This window comes from Vibrio sp. 10N.222.55.B11 (assembly GCF_041473705.1).
Classification (GTDB): Bacteria; Pseudomonadota; Gammaproteobacteria; order Enterobacterales; family Vibrionaceae; genus Vibrio; species Vibrio crassostreae_C.
Genome location: NZ_JBFRST010000004.1, coordinates 417,751 through 444,086, shown reverse-complemented (window position 1 = coordinate 444,086; position 26,336 = coordinate 417,751). Strand labels below are relative to the sequence as shown.

General features: G+C 45.3%; 18 protein-coding genes. 7 read left to right on the top strand and 11 right to left on the bottom strand.

What is annotated here, in order from left to right:
* Positions 1-3 precede the first annotated feature (3 nt).
* Both AB4503_RS03165 and AB4503_RS03160 read left to right on the top strand, forming a co-directional pair.
* The gene (locus tag AB4503_RS03165) at positions 4-975 is read left to right on the top strand and encodes a type II secretion system F family protein (protein WP_017063312.1); all 972 of its coding nucleotides are present in this window, start codon (positions 4-6) and stop codon (positions 973-975) included.
* Entirely contained in the window at positions 972-1,988 is a 1,017-nt protein-coding gene (locus AB4503_RS03160; RefSeq protein ID WP_017063313.1) for a lipopolysaccharide assembly protein LapB, read from the top strand. Before AB4503_RS03165 ends, AB4503_RS03160 begins: the two co-directional genes overlap by 4 nt.
* Before the next feature lie 113 nt (positions 1,989-2,101).
* Here AB4503_RS03160 and chrA read toward each other — a convergent pair whose 3' ends face one another.
* A complete protein-coding gene (gene chrA, locus AB4503_RS03155) occupies positions 2,102-3,247 on the bottom strand; it encodes a chromate efflux transporter (RefSeq protein WP_371720865.1) in 1,146 nt (381 codons plus the stop codon).
* A gap of 101 nt (positions 3,248-3,348) precedes the next feature.
* On the opposite strand from chrA, the gene AB4503_RS03150 reads away from it, so the two are divergent.
* Positions 3,349-4,281, top strand: coding sequence for a LysR family transcriptional regulator (locus AB4503_RS03150; RefSeq protein WP_136978113.1), 933 nt, complete (start codon positions 3,349-3,351; stop codon positions 4,279-4,281).
* A 39-nt stretch (positions 4,282-4,320) separates the two neighbouring features.
* On the opposite strand, the gene AB4503_RS03145 is transcribed toward AB4503_RS03150, so the two are convergent.
* From AB4503_RS03145 to ebgR, 9 genes are all read right to left on the bottom strand, one after another.
* Entirely contained in the window at positions 4,321-5,430 is a 1,110-nt protein-coding gene (locus tag AB4503_RS03145; RefSeq protein ID WP_017063316.1) for a phosphatase PAP2 family protein, read from the bottom strand.
* Between the two features lie 322 nt (positions 5,431-5,752).
* Complete coding sequence (locus AB4503_RS03140; RefSeq protein ID WP_017060807.1) at positions 5,753-7,093, bottom strand: MATE family efflux transporter; 1,341 nt, start codon at positions 7,091-7,093, stop codon at positions 5,753-5,755.
* 392 nt (positions 7,094-7,485) lie between these two features.
* Complete coding sequence (gene ygjK, locus AB4503_RS03135) at positions 7,486-9,861, bottom strand: alpha-glucosidase (RefSeq protein WP_372113594.1); 2,376 nt, start codon at positions 9,859-9,861, stop codon at positions 7,486-7,488.
* A 15-nt stretch (positions 9,862-9,876) separates the two neighbouring features.
* The gene (gene ygjJ, locus AB4503_RS03130; RefSeq protein WP_372113592.1) at positions 9,877-10,941 is read right to left on the bottom strand and encodes a protein YgjJ; all 1,065 of its coding nucleotides are present in this window, start codon (positions 10,939-10,941) and stop codon (positions 9,877-9,879) included.
* Between the two features lie 406 nt (positions 10,942-11,347).
* Positions 11,348-12,781, bottom strand: a complete 1,434-nt coding sequence (locus AB4503_RS03125) for an amino acid permease (RefSeq protein ID WP_017069519.1) — start codon at positions 12,779-12,781, stop codon at positions 11,348-11,350.
* Positions 12,782-13,339: 558 nt separating this feature from the next.
* Entirely contained in the window at positions 13,340-14,764 is a 1,425-nt protein-coding gene (locus AB4503_RS03120) for an amino acid permease (RefSeq protein WP_372113591.1), read from the bottom strand.
* A gap of 143 nt (positions 14,765-14,907) precedes the next feature.
* Positions 14,908-15,360: a beta-galactosidase subunit beta gene (locus AB4503_RS03115; protein ID WP_017066026.1), complete on the bottom strand. Its 453-nt coding sequence runs from the start codon at positions 15,358-15,360 to the stop codon at positions 14,908-14,910.
* Between the two features lie 3 nt (positions 15,361-15,363).
* The gene (gene ebgA, locus AB4503_RS03110) at positions 15,364-18,495 is read right to left on the bottom strand and encodes a beta-galactosidase subunit alpha (RefSeq protein ID WP_372113590.1); all 3,132 of its coding nucleotides are present in this window, start codon (positions 18,493-18,495) and stop codon (positions 15,364-15,366) included.
* A gap of 324 nt (positions 18,496-18,819) precedes the next feature.
* Positions 18,820-19,803 (bottom strand): transcriptional regulator EbgR, encoded by a 984-nt coding sequence (gene ebgR / locus AB4503_RS03105; protein ID WP_017069515.1) that lies wholly within the window; start codon positions 19,801-19,803, stop codon positions 18,820-18,822.
* A 393-nt stretch (positions 19,804-20,196) separates the two neighbouring features.
* Here ebgR and galE point away from each other — a divergent pair, with 393 nt between their 5' ends.
* The 4 genes from galE to galM all read left to right on the top strand — a co-directional run bounded on the left by galE (position 20,197) and on the right by galM (position 25,034).
* Positions 20,197-21,207: a UDP-glucose 4-epimerase GalE gene (galE, locus tag AB4503_RS03100; RefSeq protein ID WP_372113588.1), complete on the top strand. Its 1,011-nt coding sequence runs from the start codon at positions 20,197-20,199 to the stop codon at positions 21,205-21,207.
* Between the two features lie 228 nt (positions 21,208-21,435).
* Entirely contained in the window at positions 21,436-22,488 is a 1,053-nt protein-coding gene (locus tag AB4503_RS03095; protein ID WP_052878877.1) for a UDP-glucose--hexose-1-phosphate uridylyltransferase, read from the top strand.
* A gap of 194 nt (positions 22,489-22,682) precedes the next feature.
* Positions 22,683-23,843 carry a galactokinase gene (gene galK, locus AB4503_RS03090; RefSeq protein WP_017060799.1) on the top strand — a complete coding sequence of 387 codons (1,161 nt, stop codon included), beginning with the start codon at positions 22,683-22,685 and terminating at the stop codon, positions 23,841-23,843.
* Between the two features lie 111 nt (positions 23,844-23,954).
* Positions 23,955-25,034: a galactose-1-epimerase gene (gene galM, locus AB4503_RS03085; protein WP_372113587.1), complete on the top strand. Its 1,080-nt coding sequence runs from the start codon at positions 23,955-23,957 to the stop codon at positions 25,032-25,034.
* A gap of 219 nt (positions 25,035-25,253) precedes the next feature.
* Here the strand turns inward: galM and AB4503_RS03080 are convergent, their stop codons facing one another.
* Complete coding sequence (locus AB4503_RS03080) at positions 25,254-26,252, bottom strand: substrate-binding domain-containing protein (RefSeq protein WP_372099648.1); 999 nt, start codon at positions 26,250-26,252, stop codon at positions 25,254-25,256.
* Positions 26,253-26,336 lie beyond the last annotated feature (84 nt).

The following is a 26,336-nucleotide window of genomic DNA, read 5'->3' as shown; positions in this document are numbered from 1 at the left end:
ATTATGGAATTCTTTGATTTAGAAGTATGGAAACAAGCACTCTCTGAGTTCGGGATCAGCAGTCAAACCTTACTCTACGGGATGATTTTGCTGACCACGATGTTACTTACCCTCACTCTTGGTTTTCTTTTTGTTGGCGCTCGTTCACCGTTGGATAAAAAGTTAAAACAGATTTCTGGAGGTAGCCAAACGGGCAGCCGGAAGTCTTATGATTTTACGAATACCTTGGAGTCGTTAACGCCATTTATTGGGCGAGGGAACAAAAAGGACAACGAAAGCTATTCAGAAAAGCTCATGCACGCTGGATACCATGAAAAAAGTGCGCTTTCAGTCTTTTATTCCATCAAAGTGCTTTCCGCTCTTATCGGGTTTGTCTGTGCGTTCGTGGTGTTTTATCTGGCGATTGGTGACAGTTATAACAACTTATTGATTGTGACTTGTATCTTTGTCGGCACGTTTTTACCCAACTTTGTATTGAGTAAAATGCAAAAAGAGAGACAGAGAAAAATTAGAAATGGGGTACCTGACGCGCTCGACCTTTTGGTGGTTTGTACTGAATCAGGCCTTGGCTTTAATGCGGCGCTGGGACGAGTTGCTAATGAGTTATACATCTCACAGCCCGAACTTGCCGATGAGCTGGATACGGTTTTTGCCAAAATTCAGGCGGGTGTCACGATGCCAGATGCTTTGAGTCAACTTGTCGAACGGACTGGCCTTCATGAATTAGACGGGCTCGTCTCTTTGCTCTCACATGCCTCCAGAATGGGGGGGAGCTTAGCGCAAACGTTACGAGACTATACCGAAGATTTTCGAGATAAGCGCCAACAAGCTGCGGAAGAGATTGCAGCAAAAATACCAACTAAAATGTTGTTTCCTATGTTGTTATTTATTTGGCCGTGTTTTTTTATTGTTGCCCTAGGACCTGGGATGATGATTGTTATGGACGCATTAAGTGCGCCAGGAGTTGGTTTATGATGCTAATGAACAGAATGGTTTTACTTTTGCTGCCGCTATTAGTTTTAGGGTGTGCTTCTTCTGATGAGCCAACCAATCAGTTTGATGCTGAGTTGTATTCGGGGAAGCCCATTGACACCTTAACCAGTGACGATCCTCCGGTTAGTGAAAAAGAAGCGATCATGCGTGGTGATGTGGCGCTGAGAGATAACAATATCGATCTAGCGCTTTATGAGTACATCCGATCTCTGTCTTTCCCTGAGCAAGAGTTTCACGATAAAACGCTGTTTACGATTGGCCGAATTCACTCATCGAGAGGCAACTACGCGCTCGCTGAAAAAGCCTATCTGGCGGCACTAGATTTTAATCCGGCGCATACTGAAGTGTTGGAGCAACTTGGGGTTCTATATACCAAGCAGCGCCGCACCGATGAAGGACGAAGTTATTTTTTTAAAGCGATTAATGCCGATCAAGTTCGCTTGAAAAGCAGTGAAACGACTAAAAATTACCAAGCGTTAAGCCAAAGTGAAGTTGCTGGCTTGAAGGTGGATAGCATGTCGCCAGCACTCGCTTATATGGGAATTGGGGTATTGGAGGATGTTGAAGGTAAGCATCAAATAGCTCAAGAGTATTTTAAAAAGTCGCTCACTATCGATAAAACCTCAGTAAAAGCCTTGTTGAACATGGGCTACTCCCATTACATGTATGGCAACTACAAAGAAGCGTATCAATACACTCGTTCGGCGTTAGAGATTGAGCCTAACAATGAGAAAGCTCAGAATAACCTTGCCCTTATTTACTTAGCTTCCGGCGATGTGAAAAAGGCGATCAACGTTTTTATGCGTCATATGGATGCTCCCGAAGCGTTGAATAATGTCGGGTATTTTTTAATTCTCCAAGGTCGACCTGATGAAGCGATTCCTTATCTTCAACAAGCGATCGATAAAAAGCCGTCTTACTACAAAATTGCTAATGAGAACCTAAATAGAGCGTTGGCAGAGGTAAGGGAAATGAAAGCCAGCACCCCGATATAACGCCCTATCAAGTTAAGTCATTCTAAATAAGATAGCCCCTGATGAGTTTCCTGATCAGGGGCTATTATTTGTAACTCAGTTTAGTATCTAAAGTTGGGTATCTAAGTGCTTAATTATAAATAGTTAAGCATCGCACCAGCGGCGATAAAGGTACCCACTAAACCTACAATCGGCATCTTAATTGTTTTCAATAACCACACACCAACAATGATCAGAGCGAAGTCTATGCCGCTGCTTACTGCGCTTGTGAAGATCGGTTGATATAGCGCTGCCAACAATAAACCGACAACCGCCGCATTCACACCAGTAAGAGCGCCTGCCACCAAAGGTTTGCTTGCAATCGCCTGCCAGTTTTTCAATATACCGAGTAGCAATAAGAAGCCCGGTAAGAACACAGCAATCGTTGCGAGTAGTGCGCCTGTGATCGGTGCCGATGGCATCAATACATAACCTAAGTAAGTCGCAAGTGTAAACATAGGCCCTGGTACTGCCTGTGCTGCTGCATAACCTGTTAGGAAGGCATCTTGAGACAGTTGGTCACCAATACCATTTTGTAGCAACGGAAGTACCACGTGGCCGCCACCGAATACTAAGCTACCTGCTTGGTAGAACAGGCCAAACACTTCAATACCTTGAGAGTAAGCACTGAATAGAGGCAGACCAACCAGCAAAGCAACAAAAATCACCAGAGGCGTTACCGATATTTTTTGCGTTGAAGGTATCGTTTTGAGCTCTTGAGACGTCAAGAACTTACTGCCAACCATTGCTGCAAATAGAAGCACTAAAACTTGAGGCCAGATGCCTGGAATCAGTAGTAGTACAATCGCGGTAATCACACATAAGGCGGTCGCTATCTTCGATTGGCAAAAGTTCTTGTACATACCAAAGGTTGCATCAGCTACAACCACTACCGCTAATAACTTAAGCCCGTGAATGATTGAATTGAAAAGTGGATCTTCCAATAGCTGGTTGCTGACTAGCGCCAATATCAGCATCAGAATCACAGATGGGGAAGTGAAGCCGACAAATGCAGCAATAGCACCTGTTAATCCACCTTTCTTGTAGCCGACCGCAAAGCCAACCTGACTTGAACCTGGGCCCGGTAGAAATTGACTAAGAGCGACAATCTGCCCGTACTCTTCGTCGGACAACCAGTTCAGTTTCTCAACAAAGGTTTTACGGAAGTAGCCAATGTGTGCTGCTGGTCCACCAAAGCTAATCCAGCCAAGCCAGAAAAAGGTTTTAAAAATTGAAAGCATGATCGATTCCAGATAAATGTTTAGCGTAATTTAGGTGGAGTTGAACTATGATTCAAATTAATTGTTTTAATTATAACTATGAATAAAATGGGTTAGTTGACATGGCTGATTTTAATTGGAAAGGGATCGACCTTAACTTGTTGATTGCACTGCAGGCTTTGTATAAAACGAATAGCGTGAGTAAGGCTGCTGAGCGTTGTTATGTAAGCCAATCTGCGATGAGCCATAGCTTACAAAGGCTACGAAAGTTGTTTGATGACCCTTTGTTTGAGCGTGTAGGTAGCAAGATGGAGGCGACCGACCGAGCCATTGAACTATCGAGCACAGTGGACGCGCTACTGAATACCATCCAGTCTGAAGTTCTGTTATCTAAACGTTTTGAGACCGAGAGTTTCAAAGGGAGCTGGAAAATAGGGTTGACGGATTACGCAGAGCAGATGTTTGGCCCAATGATATTCGATTTGATCAAAGAAGCTTCACCAAACTCTCAAGTCGCATTTTTTAATGTTAATCGAGGCAACTATCAGCAAGTATTTGAAGAGGCAAAGCTGGATATCTCGATAGGTAGTTTTGGAGAGGTGCCTAAGCTGTTTGGTATTGATCAACTCTACACCGAGCAGCATGTTTGCTTACTTGATAGCTCAGTGCTTGGTGTTGAACTGCCGATGTCGCTAGAGACATTTGTGTCTGTCGAGCATGCATTAGTTTCCCCCAATGGTTCTCTAAAAACGGGTGTAGATATTAAATTAGCGGAACTCGGTTATACGAGAAAAGTGGCGATTGCATCGAGTAATTTTTTGACGGTAAAACGACTGATAAGTGGCAGGAAGTTGCTGTGTATCGTGCCTAAGTTGGTCGCCCGAACTGACCCTAATGTGGAGAGCTCGCTGATAGCCGTTGCCCCGCCGATAGAGGTTCCTGATTTTGACATTCAACTTGTTTACCGCAAGGGAAAGCAACTCGATGATAAAAGTATCCACCTGAGAAAAACCATTAGTCAGGCTGTTGAAGAAGTAACGGGTCGAAGAGATTAACTCGTTATCCGATGTGATAAAGGGTGGGACATATCTAGTTTATGGAGCTTTGATTGGTGGTGTCCGTCTTCGCAACCAGTAACCAATAGCGTGCCAAAGAGCGACGACTAATATCGCCCCTAAGTATCCGTCGATTGCATAGTGCCAAGCCAAGTGAACGGAGCCGATCTGGACAATAAAAGCATAACCCCACGCCAAATATCCCAGCTTTTTGTTCAACCTAAATGCTGTCATTGCCATTAACACTGCGATAGTGACATGCAAACTAGGCATCGCAGATATTCCCGTTCCTCGGCCTCTTATGCCAGTAACATAGCTATCCCAAAGCATATCCTGCGCGGATAGCATCCAAAGTGGGAATAGATTCGCTTGCTTTAACTGGAGGTCTTGCGCTTGTAGACGTTCCATTAACCTAAGATAGAGATCTTGTTCATAGAAGTGGTGAAAGTAGGCGGGTCCCGCAGACGACAACAGCGTCGCTATGACGTTACCTAGGAGAAACCAAGATATCAAAAAGGTCAGGATAAACTGATTACGAAGTTGGTCATCTTTTCGATAGATGATGAAAAAAAGTAACATTCCCCACATCAGAAAAAACCATAAGTTGTATAAGAAGTTCATCACCAAAGTTGAAGCTGCATTTGGCAGGAAGAAGTGTGTGAGTTCCCATGGAGATACGCCAAAGTGCAACCACTTATCTAAGTGGTAAAAAGCGAGGTCTAAAGTGTAAGGATTGAAGTGCGGGATGAGTGATTTGATAAACGTGTAACTCGAAAATGAGATGTTCAAAGCGAGCATTAACAAGACAAAGTAAATGGGTTTCGAGATAGGAAATAGCAGTGATTTCACTTTTTTGATGAATCGTATAGTCGGTTTTTTTTCTCTCTTAAACAGTAAATAACAGTAATAATACGTTGCCCAGATAATAAAAGTGACATAGCAAATGGTAATTAAGACATCGATATAACTATAGATGTCATACTTCATATTATTTGGGACAAATAGGTTGATGGTTAAGGTGAGCGGAGCAATGAATGCCACGTACCATAAAATCAGTTTGTTTCTTCTAAATTCATGGAGTAGGGAAGCTAGCAAGGTTGATTGTTCTTTTCGAGGCGCGGGCTTGGCGGTGGTCGTTTCTGAATCCATATAGCCCCTCCTCAAGATTTCCAATCATGATTAAAGGTTAGTTCATCTGAGCTGTTTTTCTACTCTGGGCTTGGTCTCTGCGACAAAAATAAATGAAATAATTCCTTCCATTTTTCACAACCCGACTATACTTAATTTACGACTCAAGGCAGTCGTAAAGAATAGGCTTTTTGATTTACCTAAGTAAAAAAATTGGTTATATCCTCATGATATAGCTTAAAAATCTACCAGGCTAAACGGACTTAGTTGGTCTTAAAAGCGCTAGCTCCCCCTAGCGCTTTTTTCTTTTGGTCGAGATAAATTTCGACGTATCAACAACAACCTAAAAAGAGAATCGAGTCCATTTCTTAGCTCGCCAGCGATAGGCCATGATGATTCCACGGAACCACTCGTCCATCGCGATTGCCATCCAAGCACCCAATACGCCATAACCCCAATGCACGCCAAGCAAATAGCTCATGGCAACCCCAATGCCCCACATGCTGAGAATGCCCATTTTGATCGGGAATTTAATGTCGCCAGCAGCCTTTAGACAAGAGATAAAGATAAGGTTAAATACTCGTCCAGCTTCAAGAATGATGGAACCTGCAATCAGTGCCGCCGTTAGCGCAATGATCTCTGGATCTTGCGTGAACAGATCGAGAATTTCGAAACGGAACACATACACCATGCAGGTGATCGCGGTCGACGCGATAAAGCCAACCACAAAGTAACGTTGCACGCGCTTGGTAATCTCGTCGATCCAACCCTTACCAATGTAATAGCCTGTTTGGATTTGGCTGCCTTGACCAATTGCCAGTGCAAACGCAAAAGAGAGGCGAGCGATGTTTTGTGCGTAAGTAAACGCAGCCAGTGAAGACGTACCCATCTGCACTACAAAGAAGGTAATGCTGATCTGAGCCATGTTATAAGAGAGCACTTCTCCAGCGTTCATCGAGCCGATCTTCATGATTTTTTGATAGATGGCTTTCGGCACAGATTTAAACTGCTTCACTGGTAGATAAATCCCTTTGCTTCTGACCACACCAATCAAGATCAACATTCCGATTACTTGGCTAATGACGGTCGCGGTCGCAACCCCTTGCACGCCGTATACAGGCAAACCAAAAGGTTGATATAAGGCACAGTAGTTACCGAATACGTTGATGACACCTGCAATCATATTGATCACCATCGGTGACTTTGAATAGCCATGACTGCGCAAAATAGTGGTGAGAACCACACCTATGGTTACATTGAAGGTGAGAGCACCACTGATGAACAGGTATTCTTGCGCGTACTGTTCGACTTGAGGTTCGAGTTGATAAAGCGGGATAAAATATTCAGCAACAAGAACGGCAATCACACTCAGTAGCACACCGGCAATAATGGCCAGAATGATACTTGCTACACCCACGTGAGCGCTCTCTTGAGTGCGGGAAGCACCATTGTATTGCGCGATTAGAATACCCGTACCACTGCTGACCATGGTCGAGACAATGATCAGGAAAAAGGATATCTGAGAAATAACACCAACGGCAGACACGGCTTTGTCCGAGTATCCCGATAACATGAATACATCACTGGTGTTGAGTGCGGTTCTTAAAAGAACTTCGATAAAAATTGGCCAGGTGAGCGCAACGATTCCCATACGTTTGTTTAGGGTGGAATCAGCATTAGGCATTTAGGTTTTCTCAAAAAAGGGGTAGGCGACACTATAGTTTAGCTACTATTTAGTAAACGACTATCAAATTAATGTCCGGAAGACTAATAAGGATAAATAAAATTCGAATAAGTCTTCAGAATTCAATATTTCAGTGAGGGTGATGAAATTTTTGAATGGGATTTCATAGCAAGAGCACTCTTTGCTTTTTGTGAGTAAAAGCTTGCCTGTGTTAGCTGAGTACAACGAACAGAGTAAAAGGATCATAGTAGGCCAAATAGTCTAAATACTTTTTTTTTAGATTATTTGCTTCAGGTATAAAAAAGGCACTCAGCGAGAAACTGAGTGCCAAAGTCTGAAATTTATGAGGTTAGATTTTCATTGAATTTCAGAAGACAGGTATAGGTTTTGATTTACTCTGCGTCAGTAAAGAAATCGTTGTAAAGCATGTACAGGTGAGCCGCACTCCAAGAGAAGTTTGGTGCGCCTTGTTGTTCACCATTTAGTGGGTTGTAGTTCTCACGGATAGGACCGTCTTGAACTAACCCATCTGCATGGTCAAAGAACGCGCCTGCCATTTCAATCGCATCATCACGGTAGCCGTAGCTGTCCATGCCTTTAAGGCCGAAGTAGAACTGGTCTACCCATACACGTCCACGCCAGTAAATATCTGGGCCAAATGCTGGGCTAGAAAGCGCTGCCGTACCCAGCGGAACGTAGGTGTTGAACTCTGAGGTATCTTTCATCACAGAAACAACCGCATCAGCGTGATCTTGCGTTGCTGCGCCATTGAACAGTGGTGACCACCCTTCAGGGCCTTTACCACGTTCTACAATCGGTTTACCTGCACAGCCATTGGCTAGTGGTTTGTCTTCAATGCGAATGTCGTAGAAGAAGTTAGTGCCTTCGTCGAACATACAAGTGTTGATGTAGTTCGATAGGTGTTCTGCTTTTTCACGGAACTCTTTTGCTTCTGCGTCTTTACCTAGAATGTCAGCCATTTCTGCTAGGTACTTGTTATCGCTGTACATGTAGCTTGCTTGGTCGACAGATTCTTGCAGTAGCGAGTAGCCTAGCAGTGTGCCGTCTTCAGCGCGGTTTTGAGCGAACTCAACATCCCAATCGCTGCGCTTACCACCGTTTGCAACGTATGCGTCTAGCTGGTCTTTATCAATGAAGCCAAATGCGGCTGCATCGTCACGGCCTGATTCCCAAGATGCAGCCGTTTGTGCGGGGCTCTCGATGTAATCGTAGTTGCCTTCTGCTACCACTTTATCCAGTGCTGCTTGTCCTACGACTGTTTCGTGCTTATCGCCACGAACCACGGTGAAGTACATTTCACCTTCAGGTGTGTTGTGTGCTTTGTCGCGAGCAGCGCCATACTCTGGAACGCCATTGCCGTTGTTGTCACGGTTGCGTAGCCACCAGTCGTGGTATGCCACTAACTTTGGATACATCTCTTCTAGCCAAGCTTCATCGCTGGTGGTCTTATAAACTTCCATTACCGCCCATGCTGCTAGGCTCGGTTTGGTGTTACGCTCATTCCAGTTACCGCCGTCGCCGCCACGTTCTGGGCTTAGGTTGTAAGCGAGTAGATCTGGCACGTAGCCCTCATCCCAAGGGCGAACGGCATCGTCGGCTTGGATTTGGTAAGCGAACATTGCACGGATGTTATCTTTCGCTACGTCTGGGTTGAAGTGAGCCATTGCGTAGGCTTGTTTCCATGTGTCCCACGGCCAAGTTTGGTTGCCCGAGAACCAACGCGCCGTTACTGATGGTGTTACAGAGTCAAACTCCATCGCACCTGCAGCGCCGCGCCAGTTACCGTTTAGGGTTTCCATCGCCTTAACCGCAACACGCTCTTGTTCTGGTGTTGCGTTCGGGTTGGTTAAACCCATCTCAAGATAGCCTTCCCAACGCTCTGCTGATGCAGCTAAGAAATCGGTAGGGTTTGCCATGATCTTTTTGATTTCGGGCTGTTCTGCTTGCGCTTCTTCTGCCGTGAGAACATGCGAGTAAGTCGTGTAGATGGTGGTCGATGCTTCAATGTTTGCGGTTGAAGTAAACGCTAAACCATCCACTGTGGTTTGTGTTGGAATCGACTTGTGAACTTGGTATTCAGATTCACCAGAAGTCAGTAGATCCCACGTTGAACGCACCTTACCGAAAGTCACCTTCAAGCCATCGTCAGTTGCGACGATTTGACGGTCATACTCAGGGTAAGTCTCAGCGATTGTTTTGTCGGTTTGTGCCACGCCTTCTTTGGCGTGCGTCTTTTCTAGTAGTTCACCATCCCACACCAATTCAACCGGTGAGTCGGTAGTGATTTTGGTTTCTAGCAGAGAGGTGCGGTTTGAAGCAAAACGCAGCGTCATTTCTACTGTCACATCGTCAGATTTTAGCGTCTGAACCAATGCGCCCGGTAGGCTGTATGCTTCCATCGTGAACGCGACTTTTTTGCCGTCTTTGAACACGCTTAGGCGATCAAAGTTATCAGCCATGAAGTTGATGTACTCTTCGGTAAGCAGCGCTGTACCCGGGAAGCCGCCCATGCCTTCAGCCGTGTCTGGCAACAAGTGACCGTGCCATGCACCTAGGTCGAAGAAGGGGTTAAAACGTTGGTGGTCATCGAAGTCGTAGTCACGCATGTATTCTGGTGAACCAGTGCGGTCGATAACGTTCTTAAATTGGTTCGCTTGAAGCTCTTCAGAGCCTGTATTTGTAGCGCAACCAGTAACAACAAGTGCTGCACCGATAGCGAGAGCTGCGAATGATTTATTCAGTTTCATGATCAATTCCTGTTATTACCAGTAGAAGTATTGCATTGCGAACACCTGAGCGTCGCCGATTTCAGTGTCGCTGCCTACGCCAAAGCGGCTATCGAAAGCAGTCGCAAACGCGCCGTTGCCGTATTCATACCAAACGCCAGCATTGATGTAAGAGGTGATTTCTTTGTCGCCATTGTCACCGTCAAAGTTTGCGTAGTTGTAGGCTGCAGATAGGTAAACGCCTTGTGCCGCTTCGTACCATGCACTGGTTTGAATACCAGACTCGCTACCGAAAGACTCTTGGTTGCCTTTATCTGTATCGTGCCAAACACGAGTGGCGAAGTTTTTGTACTCAGCACCCAATAGCAATAGTTCACCACCATCGTTGTTACGAACTTCACCACCACCCATTAGGGTTAAGTCGTCGGTCAGATCGTATTGAAGGTAACCATTGACCATGGCGTTCTTATCTTTCCATTGGTCTGCGAAGCTGTCGTATTTACCGAAGTGAACAAGAGCATCGTCTTCCGAGAAGTCAGACTCTGGCGCGAAAGAAACGCTGTAGCGAAGCTTGCCTTCTAGGTTTTGAATCTTCACACCAAGGTGCACGTCTCGCGTGTTTGAGATCGCGTAGCCGTATTCAACCGTAGGGTCACCCCACCATTGAACGTCATCTAATGAAGAGTCCATACGACCAATCATGAATTCTGTTTTGTGATCTGTGCGGTAGCCAGCGTAAAAGCGGTTGAAACCACCTTCAAAACCGCCCCAGCCGTGGCCCGTTGCCCAAGCATTGCCTTCGTCATCGGCTTGTACTGTCCAGCCCTCCATATAAGCAAGACCAAACCAATTACCGTGCTCGATAGCCAAGCCAGCTTCAATGTAAGTACCGTCTGCGTAGCGGCCTTTATCATCACCTTCGAGTGCCACGTGACCACCAAGGCCAAGCTCACCATAAAAGTTAAATAGGGTTTCAGTTTCTGTCTGAGGAGGCTGAGTATCACTGTGGTTTGCTGCGGACTCTTCCGCGTGGGCAGTGGTACTTAAGGCAGCAAGAATACAGCTTGTAATAAGAGTGTTTTTAGTAAAACTACTTTTCATTTTAATCACTTCTGTGTCGGGGTTATAAATGAAGGTTCGCAAGTAGTTCTGACTTCTAATGTGGGGTGCTCTTCAAGGCGTATTGGTCAGGTTACTTACGATCGCAAAACCAATATTAATGATAATTTTGATGTTTAAAATTAATTAAGTTTAAAAGTGTGATCTATTTTTAGTAAATATTTACTTTGTTTTTATTTTGACTTTCAGTTGAATTTGCAGAGGTATGGCTAGGGTTGTAAGTATTCGGGAAGTGAATTGTTTGATGGGTGGTTAGATTGTTGGTTCGAATGTTTTGATTCTTGAATGGCTTTGATTTAATCGAGATGGTTAGTGGAAATGTACCGACAAATAAAAAGGCACTCACCAAATGTGAGTGCCTGAAGTTTAAGTCAGAGTGCAGGGTAAACTAAGCGTTCGCCGGTTCAGGTTTTGCTTCTAGTTTTTTCTCTTCTGGAGATAAGCTTTTTTCATATTTTCCGTACTTCCACCACGCGTAGCCAAGGAAGATAACAATCCCGCCCACGTTGTAGAAGATGATGGTCATGATGTCAGCACCTGTTGGGAAGGTTGACGCAAAGAAGCCAACAGTGAAAATGCCGATCAGAATCGAGACCACGGTAATGCCTGTCATACGTGAGCCCATTCTGAAATCACGAGGTAAGTGATCCAACTTCAAACGTAAATTAAGGTACGCGATCATGATGAATAGCGGTGGCAACATCGATGCTGCAGCTGTCATGTTGATAATGGTACTCATCAGATCTTGAACCGTATCGGACGCCAGTGTCGGAATGAACATCAGTGGAATCACAATCAAGAACTGAATCCAAGCCGCACGCTCTGGAACGCCTTGTTTGTTTAGAGCGACCGTTTTCTCACCGAAGATACCTTTAGGGATTTCAGAGAAGAAAATCTTAACCGGTGTTGCTGTCCACATCAGTAGAGAGCCCAGCATCGCCGTGAATGAAACCACGCCCACAAAGCGATTCATCAAAATTTCAGACAGGCCAAAGTGTCTTGCTAGCCCTTCAAATACCTGAACTGAGCCGCCTGTGAATTTAAGCTCTTCACGCGAAACAAACACGTTTGCTAACACAGATCCTACCGAGTAAAGCGCACCGATGAAGATACCGGCAATGATGATGACTTTAACGAAAGACTTGTGACCGCCTTTGATGTCGTTAACGTAAACCGCGACCGATTCTGCACCGCCTGCCGCCATGAAGATCCAAGTGATTACGCCAAGGAATGCCCAGTTGAAGCTTGGTGTCATGGCTTCAATGGTGATTGGGTCAGCTGGCTCGATACCGCCTACCAAAGCACCGCCAGATAGCAAGATGTAAGACATCGTTAGCAGCAGCATCAGTGATGATGTTAGTGAGGTGATAGGGCCCAGTAATTTCGCACCGTTATTCGAGATATGAGTCGCGACCGCAAACAAAATAGTACTTAGAATTGCGGTGGTCATTGGCGTGAATATGTACTCAAAACCTAAGAACGCATACGACGCGTAAGCGATGATTCTAGGGAGCAGAGAGGTGAAGAAGAACAGGTTAACAAACCAGTAGGTGTAAGCTGAAATAAACGCCCAGCGGCCGCCTAGAGAGCTTTTAACCCAAGAGTAAACACCCGCTTCAGAGTCTTTATTCAGTGACACAAACTCTGCAACGATCAAACAAAATGGCACAAAGTAAAAGATGGTTGCTAGAAAGAACATCGGAGCCGAGGAAAGGCCGATCTCGATGTTGTTATTAATGATGTTATTGAAGCTGTATACCGCCGCGAAGGTCATAGACAGTAGGGCAAATTTGCCTATCGTACTGCGTTTATTTTCGGACATGATGTTCTCCGGTGAATCACGTTGATGATCGTTATAACTTGGTCCTAGAGAGGGAGGCTCTAGGCCGCACTTTTATTGTTATGTTGGTTTGGCAAACACCCGCTTTGTTTTGTCAGGGTTGGCTCATTGTTGTTTTTATAGATTTACGATCGGACTTCTTTGGGATTTTTTCTTTGGTATTTTAGTAAACTTATTACCAAAACAAAGAGTTAAAGATTAAGAAGTTCATTGAAGAGATTGCTTGTTTCATGAGCGACGATTTATAAGGCGTGTAGGGGCTTTTTTGTCGCTTTCTTTATATGAATCAGTTTGTCTCTTCAGCAAGAAGATTAAAGATTAAGCGGCGGGAAGTTAATCGAAATTGATCAAATATGTGACCTTGAGTAAATAAATTTAGTTAATGTTTTACCTTGGTTTTTATTTGAGTTTTATTACCTATTAATTGGTGTTTTTCGTGAACTGAAACCTTGACGGAACGCCGTTTTTATTTTAATTATCTGATTTAAAACAAAAAAAGCGCCAATTAAGGCGCTTTTAACTAGATGTATAGATTCTGGATTACGACTGCTTAGCCGTTTCTAGCTTTGCTTCTTTACCTGCTTGCTTCTTTTCAAAGCGAGAGATCCACCACCATGCGATACCAGAGAATACAGCGGTCATAAATACGTTGACGAAGAACGCTTGCATTAGGTCTACACCCGTCGGGAATGCTGATGCCGTCATACTTACAACAAAGATACCGATAAGTACTGACACAACAGACATACCTTGAACTCGAGTACCCATGCGGAAGTCACGTGGTGTATCGTCATGCTTCAAGCGGAATACAAAGTAGGCCACCATGATGAAGATTGGCGGTAGCATTGCGGTACCTGCTGTTAGATTGATTGCTGTATTCATCATGTCTTGTACAGATTCAGAGCCGAAGCCGTTCACCACAAGCATCACGAATACAAACGCGAACTGCCACCAAGCTGCACGTACTGGCACGCCGTGTTCGTTAAGCTCTGTTGTCTTCTCGCCGTAAACACCTTTAGGGATTTCAGAGAAGTGAATTTTTACTGGAGCTGCTGTCCACATCATCATCGAACCGAACATAGCAACGAATAGGATAATACCGACGAAGCGACCCGTTAGAGATTGTGAAATGTCGAAGTAGTTCGCCATACCTGTGAAGATTTCAACCATGCCGCCAGCGTAGGTCAGTTCATCACGAGCAACGAATACGTTTACTAGAAGAGAGCCCACTGCGTACATTGCGCCGATTGCGATACCTGCACCAATGATAACCTTGATGAAAGACTTGTGACCGCCCTTAACATCGTTTAGGTAAGCGGCTGCGGTTTCTGCACCACCGGCTGCTTGGAAGATCCAACACATGATACCTAGCGTTGCCCAGTTGATGGTCGGTGTCATTGCTTCAAGCGTGATTGGTTCTACTGGCTCATGGTTGCCGCCCAGTGCCATTAGTGCACCGATAACGTAGATTGCAAACAGAGCGAATACACCGTAGGCCACGATCTCGGCAATCTTACCTAGCCAGCTCGCGCCTTTGGTTGAGATGTGAGTTGCTGCAGCAAACAGAGCAATCGAGATAGCCGATGTGACGACTGGCGAGAAGGCGTATTCATAGCCCAACATCGCGTAAGACGCATAGGCGATTACGTTTGGTAGCAGGGATACAAACCAGAAAAGGTTTACGAACCAGTATAGGAAGGAACCTAGGTAGGCTGCTTTTGAGCCTAGTGGTTTTTTTAGCCAGTCATACATGCCTGACTCAGAATTTTTATTTGCTGATACGAATTCAGCAATGATGAACACGAACGGAATGAAGTAAATAAGGGTCGCGAGCAAAAAGATAGGGGCTGAACTCAATCCCAATTCGATGTTGTTGTTTACAATGTTGCGAACGTTAAATACCGCTGCAAATGTCATGGAGAGTAGGGCAAATTTGCCTAACTTACCGCGTACAGATTCAGACATAGTGTCCTCCGAGGAATCACGTAATTATAGTCGTTATTTCTCAATGCTTCCTTGTAGGGAGGAAGCATTGAGGCTTTGTTTAGTATGTATCGAGCCTTGAACGGCAAGGCTCGATACATACTGTGAATAGATAGCATTATTGTTTATTTATTGAGGAAGTAACCGTCTTCAATGGTCACTTTCAGTACCACTTTTCGAACTCGGTTATCACCGTGGAAACGGTAAGCCTGATTGTTGTCAAAGATCGCCACTTGGCCTTCAGCTAGCTCACGAGTTTCACCGTTCCCCATTAGGTGTTCGCGGTCGGTTTCATCGCTATAAGCTTGGATCTGCTCTAGCTCTGATTTCGCTGCGAATTCAACCGTTTCACGGCCTTCTAGGTAGTAGTGCACGTCGAAGTAACGACGATTACCGGTGAAGTTTTCTGTGTTACGAGCCACACCGTCTTCAATCATGTAAGCCAGTGAATCACCAATTGAATACATCACGCCATCTTTGATGTTTCCGATGTTTTCAATCGCTTCTACACACCGTTGCCATTTACGACCATCGCGGTAGACGACTTTAAATTGTTCTAAGTTCTCTAAAACGATCATCGCTTATGCCTCGTTCAGTTGTGGTTGAGCTTTTGGTGCATTCACCGTAAAAAACTCATCGCCAAAGTTGTGATTGATTAGGTGCTGCGCATCGCAATCGCCTGCTTGGAATGGAATCAGAGTTAAACCGTAGCGGAACTCGTCCATGTAAACGCGGTAAGAATCGAGCACTTCGCTGCCCCAAGAGTTAGAGCCTAAGCCCATCACTTGGTGATCTAGGTTTAACGTGATGTAACCGCTTTTCTCTAGCTCAATGGTGTGTTGTGCTTGGTGCAGGTTTTGGTTGGTGTAGAACCATGCGCTGAAGTTGATTTCTTGCTGTGGTTTTACTGCAATACCATTACCCGCGCGGCTTGAAAGCGCAGCCCAACGAACGTGTTGGCGGTTGCCGTTGTTCTGTGGGAACGGGTAGTTCTCGAACATGTCTGCAACGGTTGATTGGTACACATCAATCATGTTGGCTTGCTTGCTGTCTTGGTAGTTCTCTTCAGGGCCGCGTCCGTAATATTGGACTTGGTCGAAGTCGCTGTTGATGCCCATATCAAAACCAATCACAGGAATTACATGAGGGTACTCACCGTAACGTTCGCCGCTTAGCTCAACGTTCAATTGGCCTTCAGCATTAACTTGGTAGCGATATTCACAACGCATGCCGAAATCGAATACTGGTGGAGCAATGATGCTGGTGGTGGTGATCTCTACCTTGCCATTTACCTGTTCAACGTTAACGCATTCAAGGTCAATGCTACGGAAGTGCTCCTGCATAATTTGCAAGTGTGCAGGCTCCCAGTAACCATCGTGCTCTTGTTTATGGTTATCGATCATTGGCTTGAAGAAGTTCAGCTTAGGCTCCGACTTAATCAGTTCTTCGCCATTCACTAACCATGACGTCAGCTTGCCATTCACTTTCGAGAAATTCAGAGCGAAGTTGTGGCCTTTGATTACATAAGCGAGGCGAGACTCTTCAACATTCAGTGCCGTTGCATTGTTGTTGGTGAAGGCGTCAAGCTGTGCAGTGTTCTCTTTCACTTGGAACTGGTAAACCGCGATATCGTGGTTCGCTTCGCTGTATGAAGTACGAGAATCTTTGCGAACAGTAAAGTTCACAAACACTTCACGCTCATCAAGCTCTGGCAAGTTAAGTGTCAGTTCGCGGCTAGAGTTTTCAGCCAGCTCTTCAACCTTAATATGTTGTACAGCAATGGTTTCACCTTCAGCGCGGATTTCCGCAGTGATGGTGTAGTCATCGATGTTTGAGAACCAAAGTTTGTTATCGACAGTGAAGGTGCCCGTTTGTGCATCGAAATCGCGAAGCTTCACTGGGGCAATCACTTGTTTGTACTCTTTCAAGCCTGGGCCTGGTGTTTGGTCTGGGTAGATCAAACCGTCCATGCAGAAGTTGTAGTTGTTCGGGTAGTCACCGTAGTCACCACCGTACTTGTAGAACTCTGTACCTGCTTCATCACGCGCTAGAATGCCGTGATCACACCATTCCCAAACGTAGTGACCTTGAATGGCATCGTGCTTGTAGAATACGTTTTGGTATTCGGTTAAACCGCCCGGGCCGTTACCCATCGCGTGTGCGTATTCGCAGATGATGCGTGGTTTTTCGTGTGGGAATTCACCGAAGGCATTCATCAGTTGAGCACGTGAGTACATGGTTGAAATGATGTCTACTACTTCAGCATCACGGTCTTCTTCGTAGTGGACCAGACGCGTGTCATCAATTGCTTTTGCTGCATCGTACATAGAACGGATGTTGCAGCCGTAGCCAGATTCGTTACCTAGCGACCACATGATGATAGAAGGGTGGTTCTTTTGAGCGTGGATATGACGTTCGATACGCTCAACAAACACCGCTTCCCATGCAGCATCGTTAGTGATGCGGCTTAGGTCGCCAACGTTAGCAAAACCGTGTGTTTCAACATCGGTTTCGCCCATCACGAATAGACCGTAGATGTCACACAGTTCGTAGAAGCGTGGGTCGTTCGGATAGTGCGCTGTACGTACTGAGTTGATGTTGTGTTGCTTCATCAGTACCAAGTCTTTCTCTACGCGATCCATGCCAACAGCGCGACCTTTCAGGTGGTCGTTGTCGTGGCGGTTTACACCGTGCAGCATCACGTACTTGTTGTTGATGTAGAACAGACCATCACGCACTTTAATATCGCGGAAACCAACGCGTTGTGGAATCACTTCCAGCACCTTGCCGTCAGCGTCTTTCAGCGTCAGTAGCAGTTGGTACAGGTAAGGGTTTTCAGCGTTCCATTGAACTGGGTTAACCACATCAATAGAGAATTGAGTATCTACATTGCCACCAGTCTTATGATTAGGGACGGCTAAGCTATCTACTGAGCCTTGTGAGATAACTTGGCCGCCATCAAGCAATGCGTACTCAAGGGTTGCGTTTGTTGCTGCTGCTAGGTTTTCTAGCTCCACTTTGCACGACAGGGTAGCGCTTTGGTAAGCGTCGTCGAAGTCAGTGCGAACGGTAACGTCTTGAACGTGCAGTTGTTCTTTACCTACTAGGTAAACATCACGGAAGATACCGCCCGTCCACCACATGTCTTGGTCTTCAATGTAGGTTGAGTCGGCCCATTGCATCACGCGAATAGAAAGTAGGTTGTTGCCTGCTTTTACCTGGCTAGAGATATCGAACTCAGCGGTTAGGCGGCTGCCTTTGCTGAAGCCCACGTACTCGCCGTTTACGTAAACTTCGAAGTAAGTTTCAACGCCATCAAATTTGATGATGGTTTGTTTCTCGTCCCAGCTTTCGCCTAGGAAGAAAGAGCGTTGGTATGCGCCGGTTGGGTTGTCTGATGGTACGAAAGGCACATCAATTGGGAATGGGAAACCTTCATCTGTGTATTGAAGATCGCCGTGGCCTTCCATTTGCCACATGTTTGGAACCGTAATGTGGCCCCAGTCTTTCATTTCTTGAGAGTAGAACTCTTCAGGAACTAATAGTGGATTGGTGAAATAGCTGAAATTCCATTGGCCACTTAGTAGTTGGAAGTGGCTGCTTAGTTCACGTTGAAATGTTTTAGCGGTTTTTTCTGATGCGTATGAGAAGAAGTAAGCACGTGGTGCCATACGGTTCTCATGTAAGTTCAGGAAGTTTTCCCAGTTGTTCACGTTGCCTCTCTCTCGGTCTGAATGCAGTTTGCTGACCGACGTTCTTATGCGTAATTGGGTCGTAGTGAATACGAGTATTTTTGGATTGAGGTAATTATTAGTAAAAGTTTTACTAAATGAAAATGGTGAAAACGTTTTACTTTAACTTCATCACGTTTTTTATGGTCTTTTTACGGTGCTGTGTGATCCACTTAAAAGAATGCTATTGGCTGATTTATGTAGCAGATTAAAGAGGGGGATACGTGGAGATTGATGTATGTGACGGGCACAAAAAAGGCCACCTTCAACAAAGGTAGCCTTTATTTATCTACTTGATATATTTAATTATTTTGTTGTATCGCGCAGCTTGAGTTTGCTTGGTACATAGACACGTAGTGGGATGGTTCGGCCGTCGCGTACTTTCTCAATCAGCAGATTAACGCCTTGAATTCCCATCAATTCAGAGTGAATACGAACAGTTGATAAAGATGGGAAGGTAAATTTAGCTGTTGGGATGTCGTTTACACTGATCAGCGCAATATCTTCAGGAATGTTTAATCCGTGCTCATGAACTGCTCGTAAAACGCCAATTGCGATGGAATCTGACGCAATAAACATGGCTTTAGGGTAGTCGCCCGTCGCGAGCATCTGTTTTGCAAGCTTGTAACCTGATGAGCTAGAGAAGTCACCACGGTAGATGTCTTGCTCACTGACAACATTTTTGAGGCCACCATATTCAGCAAAGGCGACTTCACGAATATCAGGGGTGTTGACGTCGTCTTGGCCACCAATAAAGCCGATGCGCTCATAGCCTTGGTTGATAAAGAAGTTGGTGATCTCTTTGCTGATCAAAGCCAGGTCGATATCGACAGAGTCATAAGGTTCTGAGTGATCGGTAAAATCGACATAACAGATATTATCGCTCAGCTTCTTAGCTTGCTCGATAACCTCTGGTGTCATTCTTCCCACCAGCAAAACACCTGTGATTGGCGCTGAATTAATTTGTATTTTACTTTCATAACAGTTGGTTAGCTTAACTTCCATCTTTTCACATTGGGTTTCAATCCCGTGGCGAATCGATAGGTAGTAAGGGTCGTTAACCTCTGCTTCTTGCTTGTAGTTATACAGTGCTAGAAAGTGATGGTTTTGTTTTTTACTGCTAACGGTTTTTCGTGAGCTGCTGGTTTTGTATTCCAACTTCTCTGCAATTTCAAAGATACGCCTTTTGGTCTCTTCCTTGACGCTTAATGTTGGATCTTCATTGAGAACCCTTGAAACTGTAGCCAATGATACATTCGCTTCAGTCGCGATATCTTTTAACGTTGCCATACTCACTTCCTGTTATTGGAACATTGCGCTGCTTTGAAATTGGTATTTAGTAAAAAAGCAATGCACCTCTTTATTCTACAGACCTATTGTAATCAAACTGGACGTCATTGCATTAACTTTTAGTAAAATAAATGCTCAACTCATCTGTGATGTCTCAAATCTAACTATTTATAATTATCTTATTAAAATTCAATGAATTAGAGGTTAACAGCTATGCGTTCTCTCTATGTCATGATCAGTTCCAATGATGAAACTTAGTGTAAACGTTTACACTTCGTGGTTTTGATCACAGAATTATAGTCAAAATGGCTGCTACTATTTCTGACATACGGTGTTACTGAGCTGAATATCAGTTCGAGTTAGCCCACGAATGACGACAAAGAGAGGTTGATTGTGAAAGTACTGGTTACGGGCGGCATGGGTTACATCGGAAGTCATACATGCATTCAAATGATACAGGCAGGTATGGAGCCGATCATTGTTGATAACCTTTGCAACAGCAAAGAGCTAGTGCTGAAACGAATCGAATCGTTAACTGGCAAGCGACCAACGTTTTATCTTGGCGACATTCGTGACCAATCTTTTCTAGATGGCGTGTTTTCAGAAAACGATATCCAAGCGGTGATTCACTTTGCTGGCCTGAAAGCGGTAGGGGAGTCGGTGGCTAAGCCTTTGGAGTACTACGATAACAACGTTAATGGTTCACTAGTGTTAGCTCGAAGCATGAAGAAAGCGGGCGTGAAAAGCATCGTATTTAGTTCTTCGGCTACCGTTTACGGCGATCCAGAAGTAGTGCCGATTACTGAAACTTCACCAACTGGCGCGACAACTAACCCTTATGGTCGCAGCAAATATATGGTGGAAGAGTGCTTGAGCGATCTGTTCAACGCTGAAAACGACTGGAGCGTGACTTTACTGCGCTACTTTAACCCTGTTGGTGCACACCCATCAGGCACCATGGGAGAAGACCCACAAGGCATTCCAAACAACCTAATGCCGTTCATCGCACAGGTTGCTGTAGGCCGTAGAGAGAAGCTTTCTATCTTTGGAAACGATTACCCAACACCGGATGGAACTGGTGTTAGAGACTACATCCACGTAATGGATTTGGCTGATGGCCACGTAGCAGCATTAAAAGCCGTGGGCGAGAAAGCGGGCTTACACATTTACAACCTAGGTACGGGCAAAGGCTCAAGTGTACTCGAGATGGTTGAAGCCTTCGCACAAGTATCGGGCAAACCGGTTCCTTATGAACTTTGCCCACGCCGCGCAGGTGACATTGCCGAATGTTGGGCAAGTACTGAAAAAGCAGAGCGCGAGCTTGGCTGGAAGGCGACGCGTAGCGTGATGGAGATGACTGCGGATACATGGAATTGGCAGTCGAATAACCCACAAGGTTACTAAAGAACTTTTAAGCTATTGAAAAAATAGAGATTCCAGATATCTCGTGCCTTTATTCTGGAATGACGGATGAGCATAAGGCTATGAAGTGGTGGCCTTTGCACAAATAGCACAACGAGATTACACGTCATTCCCTACAGCGAGGCACGAGCGTGATAGGGAATCTCCTTGTAGAAGAATTATTCATCTTGGTGAATTGACCAAGACACAAAATTTGAGAGCAATCTAAACATGTCAAAAGTTGAATTTAACCCAGTAGACCACCCGCATCGTCGTTATAACCCATTAACGGGTCAGTGGATCTTAGTATCACCGCACCGAGCAAAACGTCCTTGGAGTGGCCAAGATGAAAAACCATCGACTGCGCAGCTTCCTGCGTATGAGAAAGAGTGTTTCTTGTGCCCAACCAATACGCGTATCTCGGGCGACGAAAACCCAGATTACGACGGCACTTATGTATTCAGTAATGACTTCGCGGCCTTGATGCCCGATTCGCCTGACGCTCCAGAGTCTGATAACCCTCTATTCAAGACTCAAGGTGTTCGCGGGTTGAGCCGCGTGATCTGTTTTTCTCCGGACCACAGCAAAACGCTGCCAGAGTTACCAGTAAACAAGATTCGCGGTGTTATCGACACATGGAATGAACAGATTGAAGAGCTAGGTAAAGACTACCTATGGGTTCAAGCGTTTGAAAACAAAGGCGAGACCATGGGCTGTTCTCAGCCTCATCCGCACGGTCAGATATGGGCAAACAGCTTTTTGCCCAACGAGATTGAACGCAAAGAGAAATTGTTAAAAGAGTACTTCGAACAACAAGGTTCGAATCTTTTAGTGGATTACGTTGAAGCTGAAATGAAAGACGGCTCTCGCACTGTGGTTGAAACTGAACATTGGATTGCGGTGGTGCCTTACTGGGCGGCGTGGCCATTTGAAACCATGTTGCTACCAAAAACGCACATTCGCCGTATGAGCGAACTGACTGACGAGCAGCGTGATGATTTAGCGCTTGCGATTAAGAAGCTGACCAGTCGTTACGACAACTTATTCCAATGCTCATTCCCTTACTCAATGGGCTGGCACTATGCGCCGTTCTTCGAAGAAGGTACTGACATCGACCATTGGCAGCTACATGCGTTGTTCTACCCGCCACTGTTGCGCAGTGCTTCGGTTCGTAAATTCATGGTCGGCTACGAAATGTTGGCTGAGTCTCAGCGTGATTTAACCGCAGAACAAGCGGCGCAGCGTCTTCGTGATTTGAGTGACGTTCACTATAAAGAGCAGTAATACGTTGCTTCGTAGATAACAAGCGAGATTCCTGATATCTCGTCCCTCGATTCTGGAATGACGGCAGGTGAAAGGCTGATGTTGTCATTCCCTACCGTGAGAGACGAATGAGATAGGGAATCTAAAAGAATTAAAGTGGTGCCGTGAAGGGGCCATAACCAATTGAACAAAGAGTTTAACCAGAGAGTTTACTTATGTCTGACCTAATCCAAAACGTGAAAGCATCTTTTGAGCAAGTCCTTGGTTACCAAGCGACTCATATTATCCAAGCACCAGGTCGTGTGAACCTGATCGGCGAGCACACTGACTACAACGATGGTTTTGTTCTACCGTGTGCCATTAACTACCAAACGGTAGTCGCCGCGGCTAAGCGTGACGACAACATTGTTCGCGTAGTATCAGTGGACTACGGTAATGCAGTCGATGAGTTCGATTTAACTCAAGAGATCACATTCCAACAAGACAAGATGTGGGCGAACTACATTCGTGGTGTGGTGAAGTGCTTAAAAGGTCGCGGCTTTGAATTTACAGGTGCAGACATCTCTGTAACGGGCAACGTGCCTCAAGGTGCAGGTTTAAGTTCTTCTGCGGCACTGGAAGTGGTGATTGGTCAAACATTCAAGGTGCTTTATAACCTAGAGATCAGCCAAGCCGAAGTGGCGCTAAATGGTCAGCAGGCCGAAAACGAATTTGTGGGCTGTAACTGCGGCATCATGGACCAAATGATCTCTGCAGAAGGTCGTGCAAACCACGCGATGCTATTGGATTGTCGTAGCCTAGAGACTCAAGCAGTTTCTATGCCAGAAGATATGGCTGTGGTTATCATCAACTCAAACAAGAAACGCGGCTTAGTCGACAGCGAATACAACACACGTCGTGAACAGTGTGAAGAAGCGGCGCGCATCTTTGGTGTTCCGGCACTTCGTGATGTGACCATTGAGCAGTTCAAAGCGAAAGAGTCTGAGTTAGATGAAATGGTCGCGAAACGTGCTCGTCACGTGATTACTGAAAATGACCGTACTGTTGAAGCGGCTCAAGCTCTGCGCACTCATGATATGAAACGCATGGGTGAGTTGATGGCTGAATCGCATGCATCAATGCGTGATGATTTTGAAATCACGGTGAAAGAGATTGATGCGCTGGTTGATATGGTCAAAGAAGTGATCGGTGAACAAGGTGGCGTGCGTATGACTGGCGGTGGTTTCGGTGGTTGTATTGTGGCATTGGTTCCACCTGCATTGGTTGATGAAATCAAAACAACCGTTGAACAGAAATATCAAGCGGCGACGGGGCTAAAAGAATCTATTTATGTGTGCCAAGCGAAAGACGGAGCAGGCTTAGTTGAAGTAATCTAACGGCTTCGAGATTTAATATAGAGCTTACCAAGTAAAAAGATCATGGTAGGCCAAATGCTAAAGCCTTTACTTCAGGTAGAGGCTTTTTACTGGCACTAGAAGGAATTTAGAATGACACAAGAGCAAAACCTGCATCAATCCATGGCGCAGACTCCAGCCTATGATGGCCAACCCGCTCAGTTAGTGACGCTATCAAATACGCATGGCATTCAAGTGACATTCATGGATATTGGTGCAACATGGTTGAGCTGTATCCTGCCAGTAAAGGGAAACAAAAGAGAAGTGTTGTTGGGTGTTAACTCAATGGAGAACTTCGATAAACAAGCCAGCTATATGGGCACAACCGTTGGCCGTTATGCTAACCGCATTGCTAATGGTCGTTTCAAAATTGATGGTCAGAATTACAAGCTGGAAACCAACCAAGCGGGCAATACCTTACATGGTGGCCCGAACGGATTTGATAAACGCCGTTGGAATATTGCCGAGCAAACCGAAACGTCAGTGGTGTTTACTCTTGAGTCTGCTGATGGCGACCAAGGATTTCCGGGGAATTTGAATGTGTCGGTGCGTTATGACATCACCGAAGACAATCGAGTTTCCATTAATTACTCTGCAACCACAGACAAGCCGACTGTAGTCAACCTAACGAATCATGCGTACTTCAATCTACTTGGCGCTGAAGCTGGACACGACTGTTTGTCACACATTGTCAGTATCAATGCTAATCAGTTCTTACCGACCAATTCGGTGGGTATTCCGTTAGGTAACCTTAAATCAGTGAAATCGACCAGCTTTGACTTCAATCAGCCTATGATGATCTCAGAGCGTTTGTTGGGCGATGAACAGCAGAAAGCAGCAAAGGGTTACGACCACTCTTTCTTATTGGCTGATGGCTGCAAACGCACTCAATGCGCCGCGACCGTAACCTCACCGGATGCGCTCGTCACACTAAAAGTATTTTCAACCAAACCTGCGATGCAGCTATACACCGGAAACTGGCTTGGTGGCACACCAAACCGAAGTGGTGGCAGCTATGAAGACTACGCTGGTTTGGCGCTAGAAACCCAGTTCTTACCTGACTCTCCTAACCACCCAGAGTGGAAGCAGGACAGTTGTATTCTCAAGCCTGAACAAGAATATAACTACAGTACCTGTTACCAGTTTGAATTTTCGGGGGATTCTTCAAACTAGTACGCTCTAGCTCAAAGCGGTTACGTCAATATCTTTTGTTTGTGAATAGGACGATGTGAATTATCGCGTTGTTCTTGGGGGATGAGCAAAAGTGGCGCTCAACAAGAGTGCGGTTTATTAAGCGCGATTGTTGAGTATCTGAGTAAGGTAGGAAAGCCCTAACAGAAGCGATTCTGTTAGGGCTTTTTTTTGTTTATTGCTTGATGAGTCGACCAGAACCTAGACTTTCTCTACCGAATTACGGCGTACCAGAGTTGGAGAGAACATCATTGGTTCAGTTGAGGTGTTTTCACCTTTGGCTAAGTGCAACGCGAGTCGTGTCGCTTTCTCTGCCATCATCTGAATCGGGTAGCGAATAGTGGTGAGCTTTGGATGAACATAGCGGGCAATCAAACCATCATCGAAACCGATGATCGACATTTTGTCTGGCGCTTGAATACCGTTTTCATCAAGGACAGACAAAGCACCAGCTGCCATGTAATCGTTGTACGCCACAATGCCTGTGATCGGCAGAGACTTGGTTAATAGGTTAGTCATGGCGTATTCACCCCCTTCACTGGTCGGCGCTGAGTACTCAATATAGCTGTCAGATAACGCTATTTTGTAATCCGAGAGTGCTGACAAGTAACCTTGTACACGCTCATCGGCATCTTCAATGCTATGCGATGAGGCGATACAGGCAATGTTCTTATGGCCATGGCGGATCAGATATTCCGTCGCAAGATACGCACCTTTTTTGTTGTCTAAGAAAATACAGTGGTTGGCAATCTCAGCAATATAACGGTTGATCAGTACTAAGCCTTTGACCTCTTTTGCATAGGCAATCAGTTCTTCGTCGGTGAGGCCTTTAGAGTGGATCACCAGGGCGTCACAACGGCTGTTAATCAGCAATTCAATCGCTTGTCTCTCTTCTTCACGATCGTGCGAGCCATTACCGACAAGGATATGTTTTCCGTTCTCACGAGCGACATTGTCGACAGCCTTAACCAGCGTGCCAAAAAAGGGATCGGAGATGTCACCGACCAATACACCAACAGTGTTCGTGCTTTGGCTTACCAGCGCTCGAGCATTGGCATTCGGTCGATAGCCAAGTTTAGACATCGCTTTAGTTACAGACTCTACCGAGCTTGCACTCGCCTTGGGAGACTTGTTGATCACTCGAGATACGGTTGCAACAGAAACACCAGCTTCCTTTGCTACATCTTTAATTGTTGCCATTTTTAACCTCTATACATTGCTTCATCTATTTAACACCGACAATGATAGTAAGGCAACGAAACTCTCATTTTACTTCCAGTAATG